Annotated in this window: 26 protein-coding genes; 6 read left to right on the top strand and 20 right to left on the bottom strand. The window is 46.6% G+C overall.

What is annotated here, in order from left to right; all coding sequences use genetic code 11:
- Positions 1-164: 164 nt before the first annotated feature.
- The 4 genes from D8Y20_RS01220 to aspS all read right to left on the bottom strand — a co-directional run bounded on the left by D8Y20_RS01220 (position 165) and on the right by aspS (position 4,688).
- Complete coding sequence (locus D8Y20_RS01220) at positions 165-455, bottom strand: hypothetical protein (protein WP_121541209.1); 291 nt, start codon at positions 453-455, stop codon at positions 165-167.
- 169 nt (positions 456-624) lie between these two features.
- The gene (icd, locus tag D8Y20_RS01215; RefSeq protein ID WP_121541208.1) at positions 625-2,373 is read right to left on the bottom strand and encodes an NADP-dependent isocitrate dehydrogenase; all 1,749 of its coding nucleotides are present in this window, start codon (positions 2,371-2,373) and stop codon (positions 625-627) included.
- A gap of 54 nt (positions 2,374-2,427) precedes the next feature.
- Positions 2,428-2,709: a DUF4398 domain-containing protein gene (locus D8Y20_RS01210; protein WP_121541207.1), complete on the bottom strand. Its 282-nt coding sequence runs from the start codon at positions 2,707-2,709 to the stop codon at positions 2,428-2,430.
- A gap of 188 nt (positions 2,710-2,897) precedes the next feature.
- Positions 2,898-4,688 carry an aspartate--tRNA ligase gene (gene aspS, locus D8Y20_RS01205; protein ID WP_121541206.1) on the bottom strand — a complete coding sequence of 597 codons (1,791 nt, stop codon included), beginning with the start codon at positions 4,686-4,688 and terminating at the stop codon, positions 2,898-2,900.
- 253 nt (positions 4,689-4,941) lie between these two features.
- Between aspS and D8Y20_RS01200 the strand changes: the two genes are divergently transcribed.
- The gene (locus D8Y20_RS01200; protein ID WP_121541205.1) at positions 4,942-6,234 is read left to right on the top strand and encodes a GAF domain-containing SpoIIE family protein phosphatase; all 1,293 of its coding nucleotides are present in this window, start codon (positions 4,942-4,944) and stop codon (positions 6,232-6,234) included.
- Positions 6,235-6,388: 154 nt separating this feature from the next.
- Here the strand turns inward: D8Y20_RS01200 and D8Y20_RS01195 are convergent, their stop codons facing one another.
- The 5 genes from D8Y20_RS01195 to D8Y20_RS01175 form a co-directional block, all read right to left on the bottom strand.
- Entirely contained in the window at positions 6,389-7,600 is a 1,212-nt protein-coding gene (locus tag D8Y20_RS01195; RefSeq protein WP_121541204.1) for an ammonium transporter, read from the bottom strand.
- A gap of 168 nt (positions 7,601-7,768) precedes the next feature.
- Positions 7,769-8,110 carry a P-II family nitrogen regulator gene (locus D8Y20_RS01190; RefSeq protein ID WP_121541203.1) on the bottom strand — a complete coding sequence of 114 codons (342 nt, stop codon included), beginning with the start codon at positions 8,108-8,110 and terminating at the stop codon, positions 7,769-7,771.
- A 308-nt stretch (positions 8,111-8,418) separates the two neighbouring features.
- Complete coding sequence (locus tag D8Y20_RS01185; protein WP_121541202.1) at positions 8,419-9,690, bottom strand: ammonium transporter; 1,272 nt, start codon at positions 9,688-9,690, stop codon at positions 8,419-8,421.
- A gap of 15 nt (positions 9,691-9,705) precedes the next feature.
- A complete protein-coding gene (locus D8Y20_RS01180; protein WP_121541201.1) occupies positions 9,706-10,047 on the bottom strand; it encodes a P-II family nitrogen regulator in 342 nt (113 codons plus the stop codon).
- A gap of 102 nt (positions 10,048-10,149) precedes the next feature.
- Entirely contained in the window at positions 10,150-10,953 is an 804-nt protein-coding gene (locus D8Y20_RS01175; protein WP_121541200.1) for a TorF family putative porin, read from the bottom strand.
- Between the two features lie 272 nt (positions 10,954-11,225).
- Here D8Y20_RS01175 and D8Y20_RS01170 point away from each other — a divergent pair, with 272 nt between their 5' ends.
- Genes D8Y20_RS01170 through cmoB form a run of 4 tightly spaced genes read left to right on the top strand, consistent with a single transcriptional unit; the run spans position 11,226 to position 14,340 of the window.
- Positions 11,226-11,741 (top strand): hypothetical protein, encoded by a 516-nt coding sequence (locus tag D8Y20_RS01170; protein WP_121541199.1) that lies wholly within the window; start codon positions 11,226-11,228, stop codon positions 11,739-11,741.
- A complete protein-coding gene (gene argB / locus D8Y20_RS01165; RefSeq protein WP_121541198.1) occupies positions 11,738-12,625 on the top strand; it encodes an acetylglutamate kinase in 888 nt (295 codons plus the stop codon). The genes D8Y20_RS01170 and argB overlap by 4 nt, the downstream gene beginning before the upstream one ends.
- Positions 12,626-12,643: 18 nt before the next feature.
- Complete coding sequence (cmoA, locus tag D8Y20_RS01160; protein WP_121541197.1) at positions 12,644-13,354, top strand: carboxy-S-adenosyl-L-methionine synthase CmoA; 711 nt, start codon at positions 12,644-12,646, stop codon at positions 13,352-13,354.
- Complete coding sequence (cmoB, locus tag D8Y20_RS01155) at positions 13,351-14,340, top strand: tRNA 5-methoxyuridine(34)/uridine 5-oxyacetic acid(34) synthase CmoB (protein WP_121541196.1); 990 nt, start codon at positions 13,351-13,353, stop codon at positions 14,338-14,340. Before cmoA ends, cmoB begins: the two co-directional genes overlap by 4 nt.
- An 82-nt stretch (positions 14,341-14,422) precedes the next feature.
- Here cmoB and D8Y20_RS01150 read toward each other — a convergent pair whose 3' ends face one another.
- The 11 genes from D8Y20_RS01150 to D8Y20_RS01100 form a co-directional block, all read right to left on the bottom strand.
- On the bottom strand, positions 14,423-14,980 hold the full coding sequence (locus D8Y20_RS01150) for a peptidylprolyl isomerase (RefSeq protein ID WP_370050430.1): 558 nt from the start codon (positions 14,978-14,980) through the stop codon (positions 14,423-14,425).
- A gap of 56 nt (positions 14,981-15,036) precedes the next feature.
- Positions 15,037-15,972 carry a tRNA pseudouridine(55) synthase TruB gene (gene truB, locus D8Y20_RS01145; RefSeq protein WP_121541194.1) on the bottom strand — a complete coding sequence of 312 codons (936 nt, stop codon included), beginning with the start codon at positions 15,970-15,972 and terminating at the stop codon, positions 15,037-15,039.
- Between the two features lie 22 nt (positions 15,973-15,994).
- Complete coding sequence (locus tag D8Y20_RS01140) at positions 15,995-17,029, bottom strand: bifunctional oligoribonuclease/PAP phosphatase NrnA (protein WP_121541193.1); 1,035 nt, start codon at positions 17,027-17,029, stop codon at positions 15,995-15,997.
- Entirely contained in the window at positions 17,026-17,370 is a 345-nt protein-coding gene (locus D8Y20_RS01135; RefSeq protein WP_121541192.1) for a ribosome-binding factor A, read from the bottom strand. The genes D8Y20_RS01140 and D8Y20_RS01135 overlap by 4 nt, the downstream gene beginning before the upstream one ends.
- A complete protein-coding gene (gene infB / locus D8Y20_RS01130; RefSeq protein ID WP_121541191.1) occupies positions 17,367-20,567 on the bottom strand; it encodes a translation initiation factor IF-2 in 3,201 nt (1,066 codons plus the stop codon). The genes D8Y20_RS01135 and infB overlap by 4 nt, the downstream gene beginning before the upstream one ends.
- Entirely contained in the window at positions 20,564-21,193 is a 630-nt protein-coding gene (locus D8Y20_RS01125; RefSeq protein ID WP_121541326.1) for a YlxR family protein, read from the bottom strand. The genes infB and D8Y20_RS01125 overlap by 4 nt, the downstream gene beginning before the upstream one ends.
- Before the next feature lie 7 nt (positions 21,194-21,200).
- Positions 21,201-22,670, bottom strand: a complete 1,470-nt coding sequence (nusA, locus tag D8Y20_RS01120) for a transcription termination factor NusA (protein WP_121541190.1) — start codon at positions 22,668-22,670, stop codon at positions 21,201-21,203.
- A 49-nt stretch (positions 22,671-22,719) separates the two neighbouring features.
- Positions 22,720-23,220 carry a ribosome maturation factor RimP gene (rimP, locus tag D8Y20_RS01115; protein WP_121541189.1) on the bottom strand — a complete coding sequence of 167 codons (501 nt, stop codon included), beginning with the start codon at positions 23,218-23,220 and terminating at the stop codon, positions 22,720-22,722.
- A 602-nt stretch (positions 23,221-23,822) separates the two neighbouring features.
- Positions 23,823-24,374, bottom strand: coding sequence for a thioredoxin family protein (locus D8Y20_RS01110; RefSeq protein WP_121541188.1), 552 nt, complete (start codon positions 24,372-24,374; stop codon positions 23,823-23,825).
- Between the two features lie 34 nt (positions 24,375-24,408).
- A complete protein-coding gene (locus D8Y20_RS01105) occupies positions 24,409-24,783 on the bottom strand; it encodes a SirB2 family protein (protein WP_161957550.1) in 375 nt (124 codons plus the stop codon).
- Complete coding sequence (locus tag D8Y20_RS01100; protein WP_121541186.1) at positions 24,780-25,337, bottom strand: class II aldolase/adducin family protein; 558 nt, start codon at positions 25,335-25,337, stop codon at positions 24,780-24,782. The genes D8Y20_RS01105 and D8Y20_RS01100 overlap by 4 nt, the downstream gene beginning before the upstream one ends.
- Before the next feature lie 171 nt (positions 25,338-25,508).
- Here D8Y20_RS01100 and D8Y20_RS01095 point away from each other — a divergent pair, with 171 nt between their 5' ends.
- Positions 25,509-26,372 carry a delta-class carbonic anhydrase gene (locus D8Y20_RS01095; RefSeq protein ID WP_370050428.1) on the top strand — a complete coding sequence of 288 codons (864 nt, stop codon included), beginning with the start codon at positions 25,509-25,511 and terminating at the stop codon, positions 26,370-26,372.
- The last annotated feature ends 187 nt before the right edge of the window (positions 26,373-26,559 follow it).

Here is a 26,559-nt window from a genome sequence, read left to right as displayed (position 1 = left end):
CGTGGATATCATTGATGATTACACCATTGCCACGAATGCAAGGTTTAACAACGACGATGCAGCAGCAATAAATCGAAATTCAGAGAGGTAGTTTTTCAATAAATAAAGGGAGAGATGCACCAACATGCATCACAAAACTTCTCTATCGCATCTTCTACCGACGATTACGGATAAGCACCTTTAAGCAATTGATTCATCAGATCATGCCGCCCCGATCCGTAACCTCCGCAAACCTTAACGTGGATTTGATGGTCAGGCATACATTGAATAAACCCGTTATAACGATCATTCCCCCAATTGGTTCTTTTGAAACGCACTTTTTTACTGCTTTCATAGACATCATAATTATCAACAGTCGCACCATATTCATTATAATCTGTAATGGCCCAATCAGGATCTTTGGTCAGGCTATGCCAACTCGTTGGTCGTAATTCTATCCTCGCTGCATGAAGCATTTGCGACCAAAGGAGTCAGCCCGAACAAGATCATTATAAACAGATATTTTTTCATTGATGCCTCCTATTTTATATCCGTTCAGAATGCAGAGGTGAACACTTTGACTTGATATTTTCCGAATCTTCCATCAATGCCAAGTTAGATGAATGACTTTTTATAAAAACCGCCTTAATAGCTCTTGCGAAATGTCGTCGCATGGCAGTTCGGACATGGAGGCACACGGCCAGTTTTTTTGAAATGCAGTTCATGATCACATGACACACAGGTCAACGTGCCCGCACTGGTGATTTCACCGGAACGACATGAAATAGCCTCTTTGGTTTTTTCAGCTATCGATGCAAACCTACTACCAGCCATATTCAACAGGGCTGACAAGGAGGACATCGCCCCTGCTCCCACACGCGCCGGATTCAACTTTTCTTTAGCTTCATCCCGCATCATCTCGGCCATTTGAGATAGATCACGTTCAAGGAATGTTTTTAGATTCTGTCCCTGCTCTTCAGAAAAGGCACCAGCCGCAGTCAGTTGCTTGCGCGCTTTTTCCATCGCTATGCCAGCAAACTCAGCACTCTTTTCAGCGCCCGTTTCAAATTGCTCTTTAAAACGCGCCGCCAGCTCATCATATTGATCAGCTACCGTATCTGCGTGATCGACATGCGATAGATCCATACCTGCAATGACTGCATCACCATATGCTGAGGTAGAGAGTTTGGTTGCACCATCCATCAAACGATGGAAATCATAGGTCACAGTCTTGGCTGCAATCGTTTCATTGATACCTTTAAGAATCAGATCCGCAGCTTCTTCCCACCCCATATAACGCAGCATCATTTCACCGGATAAGATAACCGAACAGGGATTGACCATGTCTTTATCCGCATATTTAGGTGCAGTGCCATGTGTTGCTTCAAAAATCGCATGACCGGACACATAATTGATATTGGCTCCAGGTGCGATACCTATGCCACCCACCTGTGCAGCCAGTGCATCCGACAGATAATCTCCATTCAAATTCAGGGTAGCAATAACATCAAATTCAGTTGCCCGCGTGAGCACCTGTTGGAGCGTAATGTCAGCAATAGAATCTTTAATCACGATACCATTGGGCAACTTGCACCATGGGCCACCATCAATCTCTTCGGCTCCGAATTCAGCTTTAGCCAGCGCATATCCCCAGTTGCGGAACGCACCTTCGGTGAATTTCATAATATTGCCCTTATGCACCAGCGTGACAGAGGTACGGTTGTGATCAATGGCATACTGAATTGCTGCGCGCACTAAGCGCTCCGTACCTTCACGCGATACCGGTTTCACACCAATACCGCTACTTTCAGGGAAGCGGATATTTTTCACACCCATTTCATTCTGCAAAAAGGCGATCACCTTGTTGGCATCATCGGTTTCGGCCTGCCACTCAATACCGGCATAAATATCTTCAGCATTTTCACGGAAAATCACCATATCGACATCTTGTGGACGCTTCACCGGAGACGGAACACCCTCAAAATATTTCACCGGACGCAGACAGGTATAGAGATCCAATTTCTGACGCAGCGCCACATTCAGCGAACTGATGCCGCCACCAATAGGAGTGGTCAACGGACCTTTCATACCGATCAGATACGTTTTAAATGCCTCAAGCGTCTCATCCGGCAGCCAGGCATCATCATTCTGACCATACATATTCCATGATTTTTCGCCTGCATACACTTCCATCCAGGCAATTTTACGCGCTCCGCCATAGGCTTTCTCAACAGCAGCATCAAGCACGCGCCTGGAAGATTTCCAGATATCCCTCCCAGTGCCATCACCCTCAATAAACGTGACAATCGGCCGATCTGGTATTTGTAGAAGGCCATCATCTCCCATGGTTATTTTTTCGCCATTTTCTGGAACAGTGATATGATCAAATGCCATGATGAATCCTCGAATGTCTATAAATAGGTTAAAAGATTGAAGCCTTCACTTCTGTTATTTATGTTTGGACTGTTTCAAACGTGCAGCCTGTTGGGCATGGCGCTTGGCTTCCAAAGCTTTGTTACGGGCACGCTCATAGCGTTCCACCTGAATAGCAGCGGCCGCTTCTTCCAACGCTTTCTCCGCACTTTGTAAAAACTTATCAGCATTCTGTTGCTGACCGGGCAACTCTTGTGCCATCTTGATGGCAGAGCGCGCATCGGACATTTCCTGAGCCGGTGGCTTTGTCACACAGGAAGCCAGTAACAGCAATGGTATCAACAATATAAGACGCATGGAGGTATGATCGTATCATTTTTAGTTGATGTCAACGCGATCAAAATAATCGCTATCCAAGCCCACTAGCAACAGATAACCAATCTGATGATTTAGAAATCATCAGCCAAACAGAACAAAGGCCCACTTACCTGCGTAAGTGAGCCTTTTTTTTATCTAAATACTGTTGCTAAGCGCTGAGTCGATGATTACTCAGTGACTTTGATGGTTGGACGTTTACGCAAGCCCAGCTCTTTCCACTGCGCATCACCCACTTCAGATGGTGAATCAGACATTGGATCAGCCGCACGCTGTGTTTTAGGAAAGGCAATCACATCACGAATAGATTCTGCACCCACCATCAAACTCAACACACGATCTAAACCAAACGCCAGACCGCCATGTGGCGGAGCACCGTATTTCAGGGCATTGAGCAGGAAGCCGAACTTATCATTGGCTTCTTCATCAGAAATATTAAGCGCTTTCAATACACGTGCTTGAACTTCGGTGTCGTGAATACGAATGGATCCACCACCAATCTCCGTGCCGTTCCAAACCAGATCATAGGCTTGTGAACGCATCTCAAGCGGTGCTGTTTCAAGTTTATCCAGATCTTCAGGGTAAGGCGCCGTAAACGGATGATGCAGAGCTTGTGGACGTTTGTTCTCGGCATCCCATTCAAACATCGGAAAATCAACCACCCAGACAAACTGATTCGATTTGACATCAAACAGTTCCAGATCTTTACCCAGTTCAACACGCAAATAACCCAAGGCATTATTCACCACTTCTTTGGTATCAGCACCAAAGAACAACAGATCGCCATTTTCTGCCTCACAACGCTCAAGCAGTGCTTTCAACACATCTTCAGAGAGGTTTTTCACAATCGGAGACTGTAGGCCACCCGGAATATCATCCTTATCATTAACCTTGATATAGGCCAAACCTCTGGCACCATAAATAGACACAAACTTGGTGTAGTTATCAATTTTCTTGCGACTCAACTGACTACTACCATTCGGCACGCGAATCACTTTAACCAGTCCACCATTGTTGGCAGGATCGCTGAACACTTTAAAGTCGACCTCTTTCATCAGGTCAGTGACATCAATATGTTCCAGACCAAAACGTACATCAGGGCGATCTAAACCATAACGATCCATCGCTTCAGCGTAGGTAATGTGCGGAAAGGCTTCTTCAATTGGCGTATTCATGCCCGCTTCAAACATAGAGCGGATCAAACCTTCAGCCACGGCCATGACATCGTCCTGTGTAACAAACGACATTTCCAGATCCACCTGGGTAAATTCAGGCTGGCGATCAGCACGCAAATCTTCATCACGGAAGCAGCGTGCAATTTGATAATAACGATCTACACCGGCAACCATCAACAACTGTTTAAAAAGCTGTGGACTCTGTGGCAAAGCATAAAAAGAACCCGGATAAATACGCGAAGGCACCAGGTAATCACGTGCACCTTCAGGGGTAGATTTGTTTAAAATAGGTGTTTCAACATCGAGAAAGCTCTGGCTGTCCAGATAATTACGTGCAGCATGGGTAACTTTATGGCGCAACATCAAATTCTTCTGCATGCAAGGGCGACGCAGATCCAGATATCGGTATTCAAGACGATGCTGTTCACCTGTATTACAATCATCTTCAATCGCAAATGGTGGTGTATCAGCTCTGTTGAGTAACGTCATGCTGATGATTTTCACTTCGATCTCGCCAGTCGCCAGCTTGGGATTAATAGCATCAGCATAACGAGGAATCACTTCACCGACCACTTCAATAACATTTTGCTGGCGCATGGAATGTGCCAGGACATGCATTTCAGGTGTGTCAGGATGGGCGACTACCTGCACAACTCCGGAGCGATCTCGTACATCCAGGAAAATCACGCCACCATGGTCACGATTGGTCTCTACCCAACCATTCAAACGTACTTTTTTCTTCAGATCTGTTTTACGAAAATCACCACAATATGTACGCGCTAGCATTGCTATTACCTCTAAACTATCTCTATTTTAAAACGGTCGCGCAGACTAGCGCCAGCAATGAATTCAAGCAAAGGCGCATTCATTTATAAATAATTTTTATATTTGTAGCACACCAACCACCTCATATTGTCGGTATCAGTTGATCTGTAAGTACTCATGGCAAGAGGCGTAACGCAGCCATGGGTACTGACAGGCAGATGGCAAGTCGCTGCAAGATTGACAAAACCTGGGGTTTTGCCTTGTATCCACTGATATGCCAAGGATAAATAAGCTTGATTCGATCCGCATTCTGAATAAATGTCAGAAACGCAATAAACACCTTCTGAAGGCGCTGGAAGTCAACCAGCTTATCTCCAGTGAACTGCAACTCGGCCCCTTACTGAAGCTAATCATGGAAGTGACACAGAAAGTGATGGAATCTGAGGCCTGTACACTATTTTTATTGGATGCAGAGACAGGTGATCTGGTATTCAATGTGGCACTGGGTGAGTCCAGCGAGCGATTGAGAGAGTTGTATCGCGTGCCAAAAGGGACCGGCATTGCCGGCTGGTCAGCCGAGCATGTACAAGCGGTGCTACAAAATAATGTATTTTCCGACCCGCGTTTTAACTCCAATTACGACAAAGAAACCGGTTTTTGTACCCGCAACATGGTCTGTGTGCCAGTCTGCTATGGTGAGGAATGCATCGGCGTATGCCAGGTCATCAACCGTATTGGCGGCGATTTCAGTGAGGAAGACCTAAACCTTCTTGATGCATTATCAAAAATGGTCGCGGTGGCAATTGAGAATGCTCGCATACATCAATGTCTGCTGGAGAAGTCACTGTTAGAACGAGATCTTGAGCTTGCCAAGCAGTTGCAACAGTCCTTTCTACCTGCTTCACCGCCTAACGTAGAAGGTTATGATTGCGCCTTCTTCAGTCGAAGCGCCTTTGAGGTCGGTGGCGATCTTTATGATGCCTTCCCCCTGCCGGACGGCAGGGTAGCCTATTTTCTTGGAGACGTGTCCGGCAAGGGTGTGGCGGCAGCCCTGATTATGTCGCGCGTGCTCAAAGACTTGCGCTATGAGGGCATGGCAGGAGGCAATGCCTGCGATATACTGAACCGTTTTAACAGCAAATTTTGTGAAACAGTCAGCAAGGGGATGTTTGTCACATTGACATTGCTAATTCTGGAGCCTGCTTCCGGACGCATGGAAATCGCCAATGCAGGCCATTTACCACCGGTCTATTTACAGGGAGGAAAACCCCGTTTCGGTTTGGAGGCGTCCGGTCCACCGATCGGTATTATTGACATCGCTGCTTACAGTTATGACAGCATACAGCTGCAACATGGAGAAACAGTGCTGATGTACACCGATGGCATTACTGAGGCCAAGTCTCCGCAAGGCGAGTTACTGGGCGAAGACGGTATGATGGCCTTACTGAACAAGGCACCGCAGGGTGCCGGCAACTGCATCGATTTCCTCTACAAGAGTGTGAATCGATTTGCGAACGGGATACGGCAAAGCGATGACATCACACTGCTGGCCTTGCATCGCGAATAGGCTTGGAGCCACGTGGATGTGGTGAATATTTCTTACTGGATATAATACATCAGCATCATCTTTACATGATCCCACAGAAAAAAAGCCTCCACCAGAGGTGAAGGCTTTGTAAATTTATCTGTACCTGAAGCTTAAAAATGACCAACACGCATCATTAATGATTCGCCATATCGTCTTCAGGGTTGGCACTGATATTGTGAATAGCCAGATCCGCTCCCAAATACTCATCTTCTTCAGACAATCGCAGGCCGATTATTTTCTGAATCGCCCCAAAAACCACGAAGCCTGCAAACACCGCAATGCCTACACCCGTCAGTGTTCCGACAAGCTGCGCCATAAAGGTTACGCCTCCGGCACCACCCATTGCAGTGGTCCCAAAAACGCCTGCTGATATACCACCCCATGCACCACAAATACCATGTAAGGGGATCACCCCCAACACGTCATCAATTTTCAGTTTATTCTGGATATATTGAAAGCCGAGCACAAAAACAGAGCCCGCTACTAAACCAATGGCCAACGCCCCGATCGGATGCACCAGATCAGAACCCGCACAAATCGCCACCAGTCCTGCTAATGCTCCATTATGTACAAAGCCCGGATCGTTTTTACCGACCACCAAAGCAGCGACTAAACCACCAACCATGGCCAGCAATGAATTCATGGCGACAAGACCTGAAGCACCTGCTGCATTGCCTGCACTCATCACATTAAAGCCGAACCAGCCCACACAAAGGATCCATGAACCCAATGCCAGAAATGGGATATTGGATGGCAGGATCGCATTGACTGTACCGTTTTTATTGTAACGTCCTTTGCGAGCACCAACCATGATCACCGCACCCAGAGCGAGAAAACCTCCCATAGCATGCACCACGACAGAACCTGCAAAATCATGAAATTCAGCACCAAAGCTGGCTGCTAACCAGGCTTGATAACCATAATTACCAGCCCAGATCATACCTTCATAAAATGGATAGACCGTCGCCACAATAATGACCGTCGCCATTGCATTGGGCCAGAAGCGCACACGCTCTGTGATACCACCGGATATAATGGCAGCAATGGCTGCTGCAAAGGTAAGCAAAAAGAAGAAATGCACCATTTCATAACCGTTCTTCGCACCGCCAAGCACATTCAACTCCGAGACAGGAGCAAAAAAGTTAATACCGTACGCCACTGCAAAACCGATGAAGAAATAGGATATAGTTGAAAAACCGAAATCGGTGATCACGCGCACCAGTGAATTCACCTGATTCTTTTTACGTACCGTTCCTGCTTCCAAAAATGCAAAGCCAGCGTGCATCGCAAACACCATGGCAGCGCCCATGGTAAGAAAAAAAACATCAAAACCTGCTGTGTTCATTAAACCAATCCCCTTACGTTTATAATTTTATAATATTGATGGTTATTTTTATGCCACACTTCCATGCGTAGCACCCTTCGGGCGTGGCCCTGTGCAAGATGCAATAATAAATCAGCATCTGCTAAATAATCGTTTTCAGCTCACGAAACGTTGTAACAATATGAATATTTATAATAGTGCGTCTTCATTCTCTTCGCCCGTACGAATACGGATCACCTGCTCAATGGGATATACAAAAATCTTACCATCACCAATTTTACCTGAACATGCCGCACTACGAATAGCCTCAATAGCTTCATCAAGCTGAGACTCTGCAACGGCAACTGATATTTCAGTTTTTGGTACAAAATCAACATTATACTCTGCACCACGATAGAGTTCGGTATGCCCTTTCTGACGACCATGACCGCGCACTTCAGTCACGGTCATTCCGCTAATACCCACTTCAATCAAAGCATCTTTCACATCATCCAGTTTGAATGGTTTAATGATGGCTCGAATCATTTTCATATCTTTTCCCCTTCATTTTTCCTTCTATATTGCGCATCAATCGCTAAAAAACACAGATCGGAAAACACTACTGCTTTTTTCTCTCTTGCTACACCTTAAAAAACAGGTATCAACTATTTAAAACGTCATATCAAACAAGGTAACATACAAACGCAGAAAATCGAGAGTGGGTAATCCCACTCTCGATCCATCTGTAGAAGAAGCCATATTTCTCTGCCGGGTGAAAATATTCTATTCTTCTTCTACAATCTACAGGTACTTCATTCTAATGTACTGAACAAAGCCCCTTTCAATGCATTGCTCTGATATCAGGTTCTGCTTTGTGTAAACTCAGGATATGCATTTAAACCACATTCACCCACATCAAGACCTTCATACTCTTCTTCTTCTGATACACGAATACCAAAGAGGGCCTTAACGACATACCAGGTAATGAAGCTGGTGCCGAACACCCATGCAAAGATCACACCGATACCCATCAATTGAGCGCCCAGTGTTGCTTCCGGGTTAGACAGACATACTGCCAACAGACCCCAGATACCAACCACACCATGCACAGAAATCGCACCGACAGGATCATCAATTTTGAACTTTGTATCCATAAGTACAATTGAAGCGACTACAATCGCACCACCAATAACACCGATCAACGTAGCCAACTCAGGTGATGGTGTCAGCGGTTCAGCAGTAATGGAAACAAGCCCTGCCAGTGCACCATTCAAGGCCATGGTCAAATCAGCCTTACCAAACCACAGGCGTGCAATAAGCAGCCCCCCAATACAACCACCCGCCGCAGCCATATTGGTATTCACAAACACCATCGCAACCGCATTGGCTTCTGCCACATCGGAAACCTTCAGCTCAGAACCGCCGTTGAAACCGAACCAGCCCAACCACAAGATAAATGTACCCAGTGTAGCTAATGGCAGATTCGCACCGGGAATCGCATTGATAGAGCCATCTTTACCATATTTTCCTTTACGCGCTCCAAGTAACAGCACACCGGCCAAAGCAGCTGCAGCACCAGTCATATGCACCACACCGGAACCTGCGAAATCCAGGAACCCGGCAGCATCTAGAGCACCACCACCCCATTTCCACATACCCTGCATGGGATAGATGAAACCGGTCAGCACGATAGCAAAAGCAAAGAAAGCCCATAATTTCATACGTTCAGCTACAGCACCGGATACAATCGACATCGCGGTTGCAACAAACACCACCTGGAAGAAGAAATCCGACAGTTTGGAGTAATACGGCGGCTCTTCACCTCCAGCCAGTACGGCTTCCAGTTCGTTTTCTGCACCAAGACCAAACCCCATACCTGTTGGCAACCAACCACTTTCAGATACACCGCCATACATAATGTTATAACCAATCAACATATACATCACGCATGCAATGGAATAGAGCACAATATTCTTGGTTAAAATTTCAGCTGTATTCTTAGAGCGGACAAGGCCAGCTTCCAACATCGAGAAGCCAGCCGCCATCCACATGACGAATGCGCCCATCACCAGAAAATAAAAGGTGTCGAGTGCATATTTTGTTTGCAGGATATCTCCTGATAACTGTTCCATTAGATTATTCCTCCTTTAAGATAACGCATCGGCATCGGTTTCACCGGTGCGAATACGAACGACTTGTTCTACATCTGTGATAAAGATTTTGCCGTCACCCACTTTTCCAGAACGTGCGGCGGATACGATGGCTTCCACCACTGCATCCACTTCTGCTGCAGTCACTACAACGGAAACCTCGGTTTTCGGAACGAAATCCACATTGTATTCCGCACCACGATAGAGTTCGGTATGCCCTTTCTGACGGCCATGACCACGCACTTCAGTTACTGTCAGTCCTGCGACACCCACTTCAATCAATTTGTCTTTCACATCATCCAGCTTGAATGGCTTAATGATGGCTCGAATCATTTTCATATAGCTTCTCCTATAGGTTTTATCTAAACATTGAGTTAGGGGGCGGAGACAACACCGCCCCCTTTACTATCAATATGTATCCTTAGATATTTAGCAGTTCACTCAGTAGGCAATATTCACAGCTGCAACAAATTCATTCTTTGCAGCGGTGCCGTAGATATACCTTTCACCATCGCTTGATTTTCCGATCACTGGAAGAGACACACCAATAGAAGGTGTAATTGTTACTGCACCAGCTTCTATATCTTTGCTGATGCCCACTTGTACTAAACTGAGACCGTTTTTATACGTATCAAGACCAGCAACCACAGCACGATTTATCGCATCAGTTTTCCAGTTCACATAAGAACCAGTAAGGGAGAGGTCAAAACCTTTCACTGATGTTGAAAGCCCCAGGTCAACCCATAGATCTCCAGTTTTATAGAAACCACTTTGCACACCCTTAGCTGTATAATAAACGGTCAGAGATGGTGAAATCATTGCATCATAAGAGAGGCCCACATACGTCTCGGCAAAGTTAGAATGAGCGTCATACAGGTATGTATAGTAGATGCCTCCGACAGAGTAACCCAGCCCCGTATCACCAAAGCTTCCCGAGTAGTCCAAAGTCCAGTCGAACTCTACAACGCTCTTGTTCGGAGTCTGAGGGTCAGGAGAAGGATAGGAGTTTGAAAACCATCCAGAAGCAGATAACCCGCCATATGAAACACCCAGATCACCTTGAACAGCAGGACGATTGCCCCCTGATGAATCGATGCTTTGTGCGACACCACGCCATACATATTGACTCGCTACGCCTATATCTCCTGAGATAGATAGATCTTCAGCATGTGCAACAGATGCATTTACAGCCATCCCCATTGTGCTTGCCATTAACATGGCCAAATAACTCTTTTTCAACTTCATTGTTCGCTCCTTATGAATATCCAATATTTGTCTTCTTGCATATGTCTACATATAGCACCGTAGATGCCAAACATGCCAAAATTAATTTATCTTTTAAATTCAAGAACTTGGGATTTTATAAATTTAAAAACATAAAAATAATGCCTATTATTTAACCATAGAGGGTTAAATAATAAGCAACACTTCACATCCGCATATAAACATAATCTTCATAAGGTGATTCTGTTGTTCATTATCGTTAGGGTTTGGCTTACTACGAATTAGGATGTGTTATGAATATTGATTTTTCTTTAGCGCCTTGGGGCATGGGATTTGCTGCCATGATGTTTTTAATCGGAAATGGAGCATGGACCAACCATATCGTGCGCCATAAACCATGGATGGGCTGGGTAATATGGGGGTTGACGGTTCCTGGTGTGATCATCATTGCCGCCGTGATTGAGCTGCGACTAAGTGGGCAGCAAGGCATCTGGCATCTGCTCACATCAGTAAACATAGAAAACCACTGGATTGTTGCCACCCTGTATGCACTTATTTCAATACCCGGTGCTGCCAGCGTGCTTTTCCGCCAAAATATAAGCTGGACGCGATTGGCTACCCTATCGACAGCTCTGATTGTAATGGTTCCACTTGGCAACCAGATCAATGACCCTAATGATTCACGTATAGCACTAAGTCTGGGCATCACCCTCGCCCTGTGTGGCATGATGTTCTTATGGTCAACAATGCTGGACTGCAATCCGATCCATCGTCGCAAAACCGTACCCGTTGAGGAATCAGATCAATGAAACATGCAGGGGAAATTGCTGAAACGCTTGTTGAAGCACTACCCTACCTGCAACGCTTCGCAGATCAGACCATCGTCATCAAGTATGGTGGCAATGCCATGGTTGAAGAAACTTTAAAAGCCAGTTTTGCCGCAGATGTAACCCTGCTCAAACAAGTCGGCATCAATGTCGTTGTCGTACATGGCGGCGGCCCGCAAATTGGTAAACATCTGGCCAAAATTGGAAAAGTAGCAAAGTTTATTGATGGTATGCGCGTCACTGACAGTGAAACCATGGATGTCGTTGAAATGGTTCTAGCCGGATTGGTCAATAAAGAGATCGTTGGCAATATCAATAAAGCGGGTGGAAAAGCTGTTGGTCTATCCGGTAAAGATGGTGGACTAATCTGTGCCCGTAAAATGAAGCTCGAGAAAAATGATCCTGAACTGGATGTACCTGAAATTATTGACCTTGGTCATGTTGGCCATGTGCATTCCATCAACACTGAAATTTTAAAGGTACTGGAATCAGAACGCTTTATACCGGTCATTGCCCCTGTCGGTTATCACAAGTCGGAAGGCCAGAGCTTTAACATCAATGCTGATCTGGTGGCTGGTGCGATTGCTTCAGCCCTTGGTGCGGCAAAATTGATTCTACTCACAGACATTACCGGCGTTCTGGATGCAGACAAACAACTCTGCTCTCAACTTAACTTGACCGAAACAAAATCCATGATTGATAGCGGCACTATTGCCGGTGGTATGATCCCTAAAGTGCAATGCTGCCTGGATGCAGTAGCCGATGGCGTAGCCCAGGCTCATATCATTGATGGCCGTGTTCCACATGCATTATTACTTGAAATTTTTACGGATGAAGGTGTTGGCACCGTCTTTAGCCAGGATTAACCCACTCTCCCCTGACACATGAATCACGACAGCATTTATACTTCTGATATTCACAACAACGGTTTTATCTTTGATGATAAGGTCGCATCTGTGTTTGCAGATATGATCAATCGCTCTGTACCCGGATACGCTCAGACATTGCAGATGGTTGAGTTATTGGCACACCACTATGCTCAAGACAATAGTAACCTTTATGATCTGGGCTGCTCTCTTGGTGCGGCAACCATGGCGCTTTCCCGTGGCAGTGCGGGCAAAACCTGCAGCATTATCGGTGTAGATAACTCCCCCGCCATGGTTGAACGCTGTAAAAACACACTCCAAAATGAAGATATTGAAATTACCTGCCAGAATATTCTGGAAATGGAAATTACAAACGCATCGGTAGTGGTGCTTAATTTCGTATTACAGTTTATAGAGCGCGACAAACGCCTCATGCTGCTTGAAAATATTCAGCAGGGACTCAAACCCGGTGGTATTCTGATTATTTCAGAGAAAATTGCCTTTTCCGACACATCCGAGAACAGACGCCAGATAGCCTTACACGAAGCATTTAAACGGGCACAGGGATACTCCGAGCTTGAAATCAGTCGCAAACGCACCGCACTGGAGCATGTACTTATTCCTGAGACCCTGGATATTCATCACGCCCGTTTAAAGCAGGCTGGATTCACGTCGTCCGACACATGGTTTCAATGTTTTAATTTCTCATCAATGATCGCTATCAAATGAACCATTATAAAGATCAGGAAGCGCTTCTTCTTCAACACCACCTTCAAGACTCTGCACTGGGAGAGTATAGCAAAGAACTACTAGGACTTTATGAAAAAGGCTGGCAGAAAATTCTCAAACATGGTGATCTGAAACGCTGGCAAGGTGGATTTGAATTACTGCCGGATGTCACACCTTCAGCATTGAATTTCAACTGTTCAGCACTAAAGATCGGTACCGCTGATGATACAAGCATGACCCATGATGAGATCAAATCGGCTCTCCAACAGATGCATCCATGGAGAAAGGGACCTTTCGATCTGTTCGGTGTGCATATTGACACCGAATGGCGTTCTGACTGGAAATGGGATCGACTGGCAGATGCCATCACACCTCTTGAAGGGCGGACCATCCTCGATGTCGGTTGCGGGTCTGGTTATCACCTCTGGCGCATGCTTGGCGCCGATGCCAAGCTGGTTATTGGCATTGATCCAACACCGTTATTCTCCATGCATTTTGCCACCGTCAAACGTTACAGCCCGAATGCACCTGCATTTATTCTACCCGTCGGCATCGAACATATGCAAGTGAACATGGGATGCTTTGATACGGTCTTCTCTATGGGCATTCTCTACCATCGCAAGTCACCTATTGATCACCTGATCGAGCTAAAAAATCTATTGAATACAGGTGGTGAACTGGTCATTGACACGCTGGTGATTGAAGGCAATGCGAATCAGTGCCTGATGCCGCAGGGGCGTTACGCCAAAATGCGCAATGTCTGGTTCATACCGAGTGTGGAAATGCTGAAAATCTGGCTCAAACGGGCTGGCTTTAAATCAGTGAACCTTATCGATGTATGCCCAACGACAGTACAAGAACAACGCCCAACCGAGTGGATGACATTCGAATCTCTACCTGATTTTCTCGACCCGGAGGATCATAGTCTCACCATAGAAGGATACCCCGCCCCTGTCCGCGCCGTGCTTACAGCCTCAACATCTTAGGTACCAGCACTCACAACTCAGATTCAGTCCATAAAAAAGGCGGGCAAATGCCCGCCTTTTTATCAACATCATTGTTTGAGACTTATGGTAGTACTGAGACCTTATCCATACTATCCCCCTGTTTGATGGCATCAACTGCATCCATGCCTTCAGTGACCTGACCGAAAATCGTGTACTGACCATCGAGATGCGGAGTATCACCATAACAGATATAGAACTGACTACCGGCAGAATCCGGATCCGATGAACGCGCCATAGCAAGCGTACCACGGACATGTTTACGTGCATTAAATTCAGCTTTTACTTTATATCCGGGGCCACCCATGCCAGTGCCATCCGGATCACCGCCCTGAGCCATAAAGCCGGCAATCACACGATGAAAAGTCAAACCATCATAATAGCCACTGCCAGCCAGTGCTTTAAAGTTTGCTACCGTATTTGGTGCTGTATCTGCATACAGTTCAATCAAAATATCACCATATTTGGTTTCAATTTTAATATGGTTTCCCTCAGGAATATCCTTATCACTCGCCTGAGGCGCTTTTGTAAATAGACCCACGTTATGCTCCTTTGTTACATTTGTAGTTTGATCTTGCCCCACCTGGCTGCCAATCAGTACACCGATAAATGCGAACGCCATGATGATATAATTTCTTCTTTTTAACTTTTGTACGCGAATAAGTTCCTGTTCATCACTCACAAATATCTCTTTTGGGCAGAGGGTAAAATGCGTGCAGGATGCAATACCATATGTCGCAACCCGGCTTTTAACAGTCCAGTACCAATGACGCTATCATCGGCGAACACAGCCACCGTTTCATCTTTCAACTGCGTATCAGCCGTAGTTCCTTTCAACTGAATCCGCTGACCTTGTAAAAAACGTTTTGCTTCATCGGGTTGTAAATCCACGCGCTCAAATTCACGTAACCACTGCGCCAAACTCACCAAACAGGTTCCCTTCTGTTCAGACAACACTTGCATCGACACCATGATCAGTTCAGGCCAACCGCCAGTAGAAAGCCTTCTAAGATGAGTAACACATCCACCCATAGAAAGTTTTTCACCAATATCACGTGCCAGTGACCTGATATATGTACCTTTCGAGCATGAAACCTCGAGCGTCACCATAGGATATTCAAATGCGATCAAATCAAGTTGATGAATCGTGACTTCCCGGGCTTTCATTTCAACATCCTGACCCTTTCGTGCCAGATCATGCGCACGTTTACCATCAATGCGAATAGCAGAGTAAATCGGCGGAACCTGTGTAATAAGGCCTCTAAATGCGGGTAAAACTGCTTCAAGTTGTTGGCGACTTACTACATCATTAAATGATGATAGCACTTTACCCTCACAATCTAGGGTATCGGTTTGATAAGAGAGATCAAAACTCACACGGTACGATTTTTCAGCCTGCAATCCCATCTCAGCAAAGCGTGTCGCATCCCCCAATAGAATGGGCAACATCCCCGTTGCCAAAGGGTCGAGTGTACCGGCATGACCTGCTTTGATACGTTTCTTGCCCGGCACAGAAAACAAGCGCGACACTTCATTCACCGCTTTACGCGATGTCCAGCCCAACGGTTTATCAAGGAATATGATGCCACAGGCATCCGTCATTACATCTCTCATGTTATCATTGAAGCACTTGGAATCAGCCAAGAATTTGACTAACAGCCTTCTCGACAGTTGTACGCACGTCATCAAAACCACCGCGCATCAAACAACCTGCGGCATGTTTATGGCCACCACCACCCAATGTTGCGGCCAACGCGCCGACATCGGCAGTCGTCTTACCCCGGAAACTTACTTTCCAGCAATTATCATGGTTTTCATCACAACGAATAAACACAGCCACTTCAACACCATCTATGCTTCGAGCATAATCAATCAGGCCTTCGGAATCTTCAACATCGGCCCCGGTTGATTGATACATATCTGATGTCACATGTATCCAGGCAGAGCGGTTCTCATCACGCAGCTGCAATGTATCCAGGGTGGCCTTAAGAATCTTCAAGCCGGCCAGCGGCTGACTTTCATAAATATGAATTGTAATCGGCCAGGGTTCAGCGCCTGCATCGATCAAATCAGCTGCCATTCTATATACGGCTGATGTTGCATTGGATAACCTAAAACTGGCTGTATCGGTCAAAACGGCTGCATAAATTGCGCTCGCACTGCATCTTGTCAGAGCAATATCCATGGCTATCAACAGATCAAAAACCATTGCACCCGTAGCACAATATCGCGCATCAACGATATTAATATCTGCAAAATATTTATTACTGACATGATGATCAATATTGACCAGCTGAGTGCCATCATAAAAGGCATCAGCCATACCCAAGCGGCCTTTTGCGCCACAATCGAGTGCAATAATCAGATCAGCATCCTGACTGCCTGACTGCCATGCACCCATTGTTACCTGTTCAGCGTGTTTCAAAAAAGAGTAGATGCGCGGCACACCATCAAAGTTATGCATCACGACATTTTTACCCATCGCAATCAAAGCATCATACATGGCCTGCTGAGATCCAATCCCATCACCATCCGGATTACAGTGGGTCGTCAGTAAAATTTTATCTGCCGCTGCAATCGCATTGATAACCGGCTGCCAATCAACGTCAGCAAATAGCGGCTGAAGATTACTCCTGGCAACCACCGGGCTACTTAAACCAGAGGCATTCATGGCCTTTCCAGGTTTCTCAGCATCTGCAGCACATCACCTGATTTTTCAAAGTTGGCATCCCATTTGAAATGAATTTTAGGCAAACGACGTTTGCTGAACGAACGTCTCAACTTATGTTCAAAATGTGGCGCCATACGGTTCAGTGCTTGAATACATAGCTGCTGATCCGTTTCTGCATTATGAAAGACCCAGACATTGATATGTTCACTACCACAAGCTTCCAACCGTGTGATACTGACACCATTAAAGCGCGGGTCTGCAACCTCACGCAATATCAGCGTTGACAGTAAGCGTTGAACATCCGTTAGAAAACGCTGCTGATTCGGTGAACGGGGACTCAGAGTGTTGCTGCTACTTCTTCAATAATAAAGAACTCGAACGTATCGCCTTCTTTCACATCATTGAATTTCTCAACACTTGTACCAAATTCATAACCGGATTTTACTTCTTTTACATCATCTTTGAATCGACGTAGAGAAGCCAACACACCATCATAAATCAATACATTCTCACGCAACACACGTACATGAGCGCCTCGTGTCACATAACCATCAGTCATATAACAACCAGCTACAGCGCCCACCTTAGGAGCCTGGAATACTTCACGCACATCAGCTGTACCAGTAACTTTCTCGACTTTGTTCGGTGACAATACACCCGCCATCGCGGCTTTCACTTCATCAATAGCATCATAGATAACTTTGTAGAAACGAATATCAACACCTTCAACTTCAGCCACTTTCTTGGCCTTGTTTTCAGGACGTACATTAAAGCCAATAATGATTGCATTAGCCGCCGATGCCAACATCACATCAGATTCAGTAATACCACCAATGGCTTTGTGAATGATCTTCACTTTCACTTCATCCGTACCGGCTTTCGTCAATGATTCAGCCATCGCTTCAACAGAACCGGTCACATCACCCTTGATCAGTACAGGCACCTCTTTGACACCGCTCTGCATGTTTGCAAACAGTTCATCAAGGCTTGCACGTTTCTTGGCATCAGCACCGAGTTCACGCTCACGATCTTTACGGTAACGGACAATATCACGTGCCTGTTTTTCATTTTCAACAGCATAAATTTCCTGCCCTGCCTCTGGCACAGAATCCAGACCCAACAATTCAAACGGAATAGATGGACCGGCAGTACGATGTTGGACGGAGTTTTCATCAACAATGGCACGCAATCGGCCTGTCGCTGAACCAACAACCACAGTATCACCCTGTTTAAAGGTACCGTTCTGCACCAGTACAGTAGCAACCGGACCACGGCCTTTATCCAAGCGTGATTCAACCACAATTCCTTTACCACGACGGGTTGGATTCGCTCTCAACTCAAGAATCTCAGTCTGTAGTGCGAGCATTTCAAGCAGATCATCAAGTCCCTGACCAGTATGTGCAGATACTTCTACAAAGATCGTATCACCACCCCAATCTTCAGGTGTTACATCATGTTCAGCCAACTGACGTTTGACCATGTCAGGGTTAGCACCATCTTTATCCATCTTATTGACAGCAACAATGATTGGCACACCAGCAGCACGCGCATGGTTCAAGGCTTCAACTGTCTGAGGCATCACTCCATCGTCTGCAGCAACAACCAATACAGCTACATCAGTCATACTTGCACCGCGAGCACGCAGGCCGGTAAATGCTTCATGGCCAGGTGTATCAACGAACACAACACGTTCACCACCTTCAAGTTTAACCATGTACGCACCAATATGCTGCGTAATACCACCCGCCTCACCATCGGCTACCTTGGCTTTGCGCAACGCATCCAGAATAGAGGTTTTACCATGATCCACATGACCCATGACAACCACAACCGGCGGACGTGGCTCCAAATCGCCTTCATCATCTTCAGACACATCTTCAACCAGTACATCTTCCACCGCTGCGGCATTGATCAACTTGGCTTTGTGCCCAAACTCTTCAATAATCAACGTAGCAGTATCACCATCAATACTTTCGTTCACAGTTGTCATAATACCCATTTCAAATAATTTTTTGACAACTTCCGAACTCTTGAATGCCATACGACTGGCCAGTTCAGATACCAAAATCGGATCTGTAAACCCTACCGTACGTACTACGAAATCTTCATCATCCTTGGTAACTGTACCGCTGAATCGTTTGGATCCCGCACCACGCGCTAATCTAGCCTGACGCTCTTCCTGCTCAGGTGATAATACTTCATGACGTTTACTTGAATAAGCGCGACGTGCTGCTTTTTCAGCAGGAGAGAGACGGCGAATCGGACGTGCGCCACCCGGGCCACGACGACGCTGTCCTGCACCTGGTGGTGGCGGAGCACCTGCACCTGCTGCACCCGGAGCTACTGCTACCGATGGAGAGCGCCTTGGAGCACCTGCACCTTGATTCTGCGTACCTCCCGGACGGGCAGGACGACTAGTGTTACGACGCTGTGCTGCACGTTCTTCAGAAATTTTCTTCTCAATCTGTTTCACCGAAGAACGTGGTGCTTTCGATGCGGCAATCTGGGCCGGTGTTAAACCACGACGGATCGTTGTACGTGGGCCTTTATGCGTTGGCTGAGCACCTGCTGTTGGTCTAGCTGCACCCGGACGCCCTTGGTTCGGACGACTTCCTGCACCTGGACGTGCTTGATTAGCACCAGGACGAGCCTGGTTCGGACGATTCCCTGCAGGTCCATTTGCCGGACGATTCACACTCGGACGGTTATTACCTGGAGCATTTGTAGTTTGGTTTGCACCCGCTGGCCTTGCTCCTGCAGGGCGATTTGCTCCGGGACGGTTAGCTGCCTGGCGTTCCGCCACGGGACGATTGGCACCTTGGACACCACCACCGGATGGTCTAACTGAACTTGGAGCCACTGCCTTGCGTGCAATGTCAGCAGGCTTTGGCTTCAATGTCATTGTAGGTTTAGCGACAGGAGCTTTTGCAGCCACTGGTTTTGTTACAGCGGGTTTCGCTGCAGCAGGCTTAACCTTAGCTGGCTCCGCAGGCTTCACTTCAGCGGCTTTCGCTGCGGCTGTCTTCTCTGCTATAGCCTTCGCCTCTGCCTGTTTAGCTGCAGCATTATCACGAGCAAGGTTAGCGGCATCCTGTTTTTTCTTTTCAACCGATGCAGCTGCGCGTTGGGCTGGGGTAAGCTTCTGCTTTGTTACTGGAGCGATGACTTCAGGGGTTTTCTCCACTGGCGCAGCAGCAGGTGTTTTGGCGGCCACCGGGGCTGGTTTAGCAGCAGGTTTGGGTGCTGCTGCATGACGGCGACGAACAGCAACTTCTACCGTTCTACCGCGCCCTTCGACCTGACCACCACTACGGGTTTGGCCTGCCACCATGGGGCGATTCAGGGTCAATGTTTTGCCCCCTGTGCTTTTAGGCTCCGCCTTCGCATCAGCTTTCACTGCATTACGAATTTTATTTTGGTCATCCGTATCCAGACTGCTAGTAGGGCCACTCACAACCACATTGCATTCTACTGCAACGCGCTGCACTTCAGCCGCGTCAACACCAAGTTCTTTCGCCAAATCAAGAATTCGTTTCATCTATTACCCAACACCTTTATGCGTCCATACCAGACACAATATACATTCAACTTTTTTACAATCGCCGCAGTCGGTCCAGCAGCATCAAGCGCTACAATCGCAACATCTTCACGGTCAAACATCTCACCCAACCAATGCCTGGATGGTGCGCTGACCAGCAATGACTTCTTGCCCGCCTGCGCTCTTTTCTCTAATCCATCATCGGTCTGACGAACCAGAGCATCACCTGCATCCATCGCCCGCAACAGCATCACCGGCGCATTATTCCACAGTCGATGCATCACTGCATCCCTGCCTATTGATGCCGAGGAGCGTTGACGCGTTAACATACGCTTCAACTGCTGCTGTAGAGCGGATCTTATGCGCTGTTGCAAATCATCCCACTGTGGCAATGAAACCGAAAACTTCGCTTTCAAAGCCTGCAAACGTTTATCATTGGTGCGCGAAAGACACTCTTCCGACATACAAAAATAAACGCCTCTACCAGGTGCCTTTTGCTGCAAATCCGGCCAGATCACCCCTTCATCATCTATAACTAAACGCAAAACATCCTGTTTTGCTTTTGATTCACGACAAATCAAGCAGCTTCTCATTGGAGTCCCGGAAGCTTCCTGAACGTCATTCATCACAGACTCAGTCAAACCAACCAGAAGCTTCACGGGCAGCAATAATCAATGCTTCCGCCTGCTCACGACTCAGACCATCAATATCTTCAATTTCATCTATCGCGGCATCTGCCAATGCATCCACGCTGCTCATTTCACGCGCTGCCAGTTGCTCAGCAACTTCTCGCGTCATACCAGTCAGATCAAGTAAGGAGATATGTGCTTCCCCTTCATCTTTACCCTGTTTCAAAGCAGCATCCAACAAGGTATTGCGCGCACGATTCTGCAGCTCTTGCGCCACTTCTTCGTCCAACCCTTCAATACCTGAGATATCTTCCACAGCGCAATATGCCAATTCGTCCATACTGTAGAAACCTTCACCTACCAATACAGCAGCGAAATCTTCATCTACATCCAGACCTTCCTGGAAAATAAGGCGTGCTTTCGCCACTTCTTCAGAACGACGTTCTTTCTCTTCGCCACTGCTCATCAGCTCAATATTCCAGCCTGATAGTTCAGAGGCCAAACGTACGTTCTGACCACGACGGCCAATGGCAATCGCCAGATTCTCTTCACTGACAGCAACTTCAATGGTATTCGAAGCTTCATCCACCAATACACGTTCAATTTCTGCCGGAGCCAGCGCATTTACAACAAATGCAGCCGGATCTTCAGTCCACTCAATAATATCGATCTTTTCACCATGTAGCTCATTCACCACAGCCTGCACACGAGCGCCACGCATACCTACACATGCACCAACCGGATCAACAGAAGGATCGGTCGAGATCACCGCAATTTTACTGCGTGAACCCGGATCACGGGAAATTGCCTGAATAGCAACTGTACCTTCTTGTACCTCTGGCACTTCCTGCTCAAACAAACGCAATACCATGCCAGCATCAGAACGTGATACAAATACCAACGGGCCTTTACTCTGATTGCGCACTTCACGCAGATATGCACGTACACGATCGCCCTGACGGAACGTTTCACGCGGCAACAGATCTTCACGGTACATCACCGCTTCACCACGACCCAGATCAACATAGACATTGCCACGTTCAACACGCTTCACGATACCTGTGATCAATTCACCTACACGCGGTTCGTATTCAGCAATCACACGATCTCGTTCAGCTTCACGAATCTTCTGATTAATCACCTGTTTGGCCGTTTGCGCTTCAATACGTCCCAATGTAATTGGTGGTAATGAGGTGCGGAATTCCGCCCCCAGCTCAGCCTCAGCATCGAGTTCCTTACCTTGCTCAAGCGTCAGGTCATTCTCTTCTTCTTCGACCTCTTCAACCACAGTGCGCACATGGCACAAACGAATTTCACCCGTTGTTCGGTCGATTTCAGCTTCAACATTTTTACCAGCATAGGTTCTACGTGCAGCTGTTTTCAGCGCCTGTTCCATCGCTTCCAACACCAACTCACGTTCAACTGATTTTTCACGCGCAACCGCGTCCGCAACCTGTAACATTTCTACATTCATGACTGCATTCTCTCACCCTTTATTACTATTATAAACATGCTATCAACCATTACGAATGGCGGGACACTTCTGACCAATTGATAGCCCGTACTACTTTTTGCACTTCAGCCATGGAAATCACCTCTTCATGATTATCTCTGGCTTTTTTCTCTTCAATCAACAACCTAAAGCAGACATCCGTATCACTGTCATCGTCTGCTCGCTGCACAGGCCCGAGATTGCGCCCTTCCCAGCTTGTACCCGTCAAAAAAGAGACTTTGATCCATTCATCCTGATAGCGCGTGAAATCAGCCGCACTCTGCAGTGGCCAATCCAACCCCGGTGAAGTCACTTCCAACTGATACGCGCCTTTAATCAGATCCTCTGCATCCATCTGCAAAGCCAATCCCCGACTAACTCGCGTCAAGCTATCTGCACTCACACCACCAACTCTATCAACGACTACTTTAAGCGTCTGCCTACGCCCTCCACCACCAAGCGTGACCTTGAGAATATCCAAACCCAACTCGTCAGTAATCGGCTGCAACAATGACTCAATTTCTGATTCCAATGCCTTAACCACCTTCAAAAAACAAAAAAAGCGAGCCGCAGCTCACTTTTAACGTGGCGAAGCATAAGGCTTGCCTGTAAAATAGCAATAAACATCTGAACTATTATCAGAACAATCGCATCAACACTCCCTATACTCACATCCTGATTCAGAAGCACTAACCGCAAAGTACGCAAAGTTTCGCAGAGTAAGTCAAAGGCACACAACCACATTGTCAGTATCAGCGTTACAGTAGTGCTTCGCAATAAGCCATCCCTTGCAGGAAATGGCTGTAGTCATTGTCAAAAGCGATAACACCGTGGCGGAGTGCACCGTATCGACCGAATGGTTTACCTGGTTTTTAGTTCAAGTGATTATACCCCTAAGGAATACGCTCTTGCTATACACCACAGCCATTTCACTTGGTCACAATTCACCTGAACGCTGTGATGATCACCTCAGATAAGTAAATCCCCTATTCATTGTTATATAAGGACTTACTCTGCGACCTGAAGGTGAATTGCGCGCTTGCGCAAGAGAGACTCCCCTGGGGATTGCGGTAAAGTTTTTGACTATTCTATTTTCATCCACATATTAAAAATATATATGCTATTTTAATGCGATCACCCTAACCATTTAATTGAGCACCCAATCGTTGGATGTTGTGGTTGTGGGGCAGGCTCCCCTGCAATCAGCAATTCAGCAGCAGGCATCAGCTCTTCATTAGTAATTTTTGTCTCATCCTTCCAGTAATCATCAATACGACCGTGATAATAGAGCTTGCCCTCACCATCAAACATATACAGATCAGGTGTGCACTGCGCATCAAAAGCACGCGCCACATCCTGACCATCATCAGCCAGATAAGGGAATTCGATAGCCCATTCGCTCATTTTTTCAGCCATGGCCATCACTCCATCAGCTGGATAACCGGGATGAATATTCGGATTCACGGCAATCGTATTGATCCCCATAGCTTTCAATGTCGCTGCATGACGAATCAACCGCGGCCAAACAGCAATCGCATACGGGCAATGGTTACAGGTAAATGCCACCAACAAACCATTCTCACCCAGCTGTTCTCGCAATGCCACGGCATTACCTTCAACATCTTTCAACATCATTTCAGGCAAAGCCCAACCAGCATTTACATGTATCGACGCAACCAAAGCCATCATATCTCCTAACTATTTTTTATTTAACGTAGCACTATACCCAGGGCAACGGACTGCGCGCATGTGCCACCGCCACAATATAAGCAAACACACATAGTGCGGCGATGAAACCACTCCGTTTTACAACAATATTACCACTTCTCAGCGCCACAAAACCCAACAAAGTATATATCAACAGACCAACAAGTTTGGCTGCCAGCCAATCAGCTTCAAGCGGTGAAACACCTAACAGATACGCCATCATAACACCCGTCAATAAAAATAGGGTATCCACACTGTCCGGCAGCGTTCGACGTAAGAAAGGGTGTGTTATCGGCCGTCTTATCCACATTGCCCCCCCTCGCCAAACAAACATGGAGATAGAAACCAGCGCACAACCAACATGCACTGGCAACAGGACAGAAATCATAAGATCCCCGCCTGCCTGGCAATAAAGGCTGTTTTGGCAGACATTTCCAATGAACAGGTCCATTTATATGCCAAATTCAACGTTTCACCCCATGCATACACACCATGACCACGCACAATACAGATCGGGTGATCAACCAACACCTTAGCCACCTGCTCAGCCGCTTGCTCAAAATAGACATCGTATGGAACGGTAATCACCGGCACTACAGGAAAATAGAGCTGCCCTTCAAAATCTAACGGCACAAAATCTTCACCATTCAGCGTCAAAGCAACAGCATGCGGGCAATGCGAATGCACAATAGCCTGTGCTTTGTGATTCTGGCGATAAATCGCCAGATGCAGATTAGCATCGCCGGATGCCCCTTCAGGCGGCTGATCTGCAAGCCTGCAAGCCACAAAATCTTTTGGCTCAAGCGTGTCGGCACAAGCTCCTGTCGGCGTAATCCACATCGCGGCACCATCGCGCCCGGAAATATTGCCCGAGTGGGAATCATTATAACCATATTGACGTAGCCATTGGTAATATTTGTTCAAATCGTGCCGCGTAACCATCCAGCCCTCCTGTTTAAATGTGTCGTTCCATTAAAATCTAAGTTGCAGATTCTAAAATCTTTACTATATTGTATCCACATCGGAAATTCATCCGATCACTAATTCTGGGAGGAACACATGAAAAGAGTAATGATCGCGCTAGCTGCTTCTGCACTGCTAGCCACACCACTTATGGCCAGTGAACATGGCCATAACAGTGGGCACAGCAGTGAGCATGGCACAGCAGAAGGTGGCCACCACGCATCGGGCCCTGTTGCTGACAAAGTAATTAAAGCACAGCGCAAAGCACTGGCAAAAAGCACGAAAGGCGTAGGTTTCGGCCCACAATCACCGCGTGATATTGATGCTGTAGCTGGCAAAAACAAACGCATCTTCAGTCAAGCTCCTGCATCAACTGAAATGAACCTGTGTAACATTCATTTCCACAAAAATGCAGAGCACAAAGCTAAAGCGTTCTCAATCTATGCAGGTAACGGTAATGGCGAGGGCTATCAGAGTGGTTACAGATTCGATACAGCCAGTCTTACTCCGGCTGAACTTGCGCCAACCAAGCATAAAATATGCGATAGCGCCCACAGCACACTCAAATCCGGCGACACCATTGAAGTTCACTATGTTTACTCAACAGCTAAGGTCAAACCCGGCCACAGCCTTGGTGCTTGCTTCAACAAAGCTGTCGAAGGGCAAAATCCGCAGTTACGTGTTGAGACTCAGGTTTATGTCGTAGTAAATGATAAACATGCAGCTAGCTTTAAAAAGTTAACCAAGCATAAAAAAGTACATGGCCTGCATCAGGCAACAGGTATCCCAGGCGATACTGGTACGCCTGTTCAGTATGAAGGTTCGACAACTGGCCCCGGTTATAATGAGAAAGGTTCTCCCTATCAGGTTACATGGAGTGTTCGCCCTCAGGTCGCCAAAGTTAACATCGAAACAGTTGGCAAATGGTGCGAAGGCAATGACTTTGAAGAAAATCATGCGCACGGTGTAAGAAATCTCGTAATAAACCCTAAACTACTATCTCAGATCAACTAAGTTTGATAGCTGGATTCGTTTAAAAAGACAAAAGCCGTCTCTTCAATGAGGCGGCTTTTTTTTAATACTCTTTACCATTAACACGCTCCAAACCAACTTCTCTATCACCAACGCGTATTCAATATCACTTAGCAGTATTACATGACATCCAACACAGTTATGCTTGCTTCATCCCCCTCTCAGGAGT

The sequence above is a fragment of the Mariprofundus sp. EBB-1 genome (assembly GCF_003665155.1).
GTDB lineage: Bacteria > Pseudomonadota > Zetaproteobacteria > Mariprofundales > Mariprofundaceae > Mariprofundus.
The sequence above is the reverse complement of the archived record's forward strand: the minus strand, read 5'-3'. Positions and strand labels throughout refer to the sequence as shown.

Bases quoted from the DNA above. Each gene is read 5' to 3' on its own strand.
- D8Y20_RS01220 (WP_121541209.1), bottom strand. From the start codon at position 455: ATGCTTCATGCAGCGAGGATAGAATTACGACCAACGAGTTGGCATAGC.
- icd (WP_121541208.1), bottom strand. From the start codon at position 2,373: ATGGCATTTGATCATATCACTGTTCCAGAAAATGGCGAAAAAATAACC.
- D8Y20_RS01210 (WP_121541207.1), bottom strand. From the start codon at position 2,709: ATGCGTCTTATATTGTTGATACCATTGCTGTTACTGGCTTCCTGTGTG.
- aspS (WP_121541206.1), bottom strand. From the start codon at position 4,688: ATGCTAGCGCGTACATATTGTGGTGATTTTCGTAAAACAGATCTGAAG.
- D8Y20_RS01200 (WP_121541205.1), top strand. From the start codon at position 4,942: ATGCCAAGGATAAATAAGCTTGATTCGATCCGCATTCTGAATAAATGT.
- D8Y20_RS01195 (WP_121541204.1), bottom strand. From the start codon at position 7,600: ATGAACACAGCAGGTTTTGATGTTTTTTTTCTTACCATGGGCGCTGCC.
- D8Y20_RS01190 (WP_121541203.1), bottom strand. From the start codon at position 8,110: ATGAAAATGATTCGAGCCATCATTAAACCATTCAAACTGGATGATGTG.
- D8Y20_RS01185 (WP_121541202.1), bottom strand. From the start codon at position 9,690: ATGGAACAGTTATCAGGAGATATCCTGCAAACAAAATATGCACTCGAC.
- D8Y20_RS01180 (WP_121541201.1), bottom strand. From the start codon at position 10,047: ATGAAAATGATTCGAGCCATCATTAAGCCATTCAAGCTGGATGATGTG.
- D8Y20_RS01175 (WP_121541200.1), bottom strand. From the start codon at position 10,953: ATGAAGTTGAAAAAGAGTTATTTGGCCATGTTAATGGCAAGCACAATG.
- D8Y20_RS01170 (WP_121541199.1), top strand. From the start codon at position 11,226: ATGAATATTGATTTTTCTTTAGCGCCTTGGGGCATGGGATTTGCTGCC.
- argB (WP_121541198.1), top strand. From the start codon at position 11,738: ATGAAACATGCAGGGGAAATTGCTGAAACGCTTGTTGAAGCACTACCC.
- cmoA (WP_121541197.1), top strand. From the start codon at position 12,644: ATGAATCACGACAGCATTTATACTTCTGATATTCACAACAACGGTTTT.
- cmoB (WP_121541196.1), top strand. From the start codon at position 13,351: ATGAACCATTATAAAGATCAGGAAGCGCTTCTTCTTCAACACCACCTT.
- D8Y20_RS01150 (WP_370050430.1), bottom strand. From the start codon at position 14,980: ATGGCGTTCGCATTTATCGGTGTACTGATTGGCAGCCAGGTGGGGCAA.
- truB (WP_121541194.1), bottom strand. From the start codon at position 15,972: ATGAGAGATGTAATGACGGATGCCTGTGGCATCATATTCCTTGATAAA.
- D8Y20_RS01140 (WP_121541193.1), bottom strand. From the start codon at position 17,029: ATGAATGCCTCTGGTTTAAGTAGCCCGGTGGTTGCCAGGAGTAATCTT.
- infB (WP_121541191.1), bottom strand. From the start codon at position 20,567: ATGAAACGAATTCTTGATTTGGCGAAAGAACTTGGTGTTGACGCGGCT.
- D8Y20_RS01125 (WP_121541326.1), bottom strand. From the start codon at position 21,193: ATGAATGACGTTCAGGAAGCTTCCGGGACTCCAATGAGAAGCTGCTTG.
- nusA (WP_121541190.1), bottom strand. From the start codon at position 22,670: ATGAATGTAGAAATGTTACAGGTTGCGGACGCGGTTGCGCGTGAAAAA.
- D8Y20_RS01110 (WP_121541188.1), bottom strand. From the start codon at position 24,374: ATGGCTTTGGTTGCGTCGATACATGTAAATGCTGGTTGGGCTTTGCCT.
- D8Y20_RS01105 (WP_161957550.1), bottom strand. From the start codon at position 24,783: ATGATTTCTGTCCTGTTGCCAGTGCATGTTGGTTGTGCGCTGGTTTCT.
- D8Y20_RS01100 (WP_121541186.1), bottom strand. From the start codon at position 25,337: ATGGTTACGCGGCACGATTTGAACAAATATTACCAATGGCTACGTCAA.
- D8Y20_RS01095 (WP_370050428.1), top strand. From the start codon at position 25,509: ATGGCCAGTGAACATGGCCATAACAGTGGGCACAGCAGTGAGCATGGC.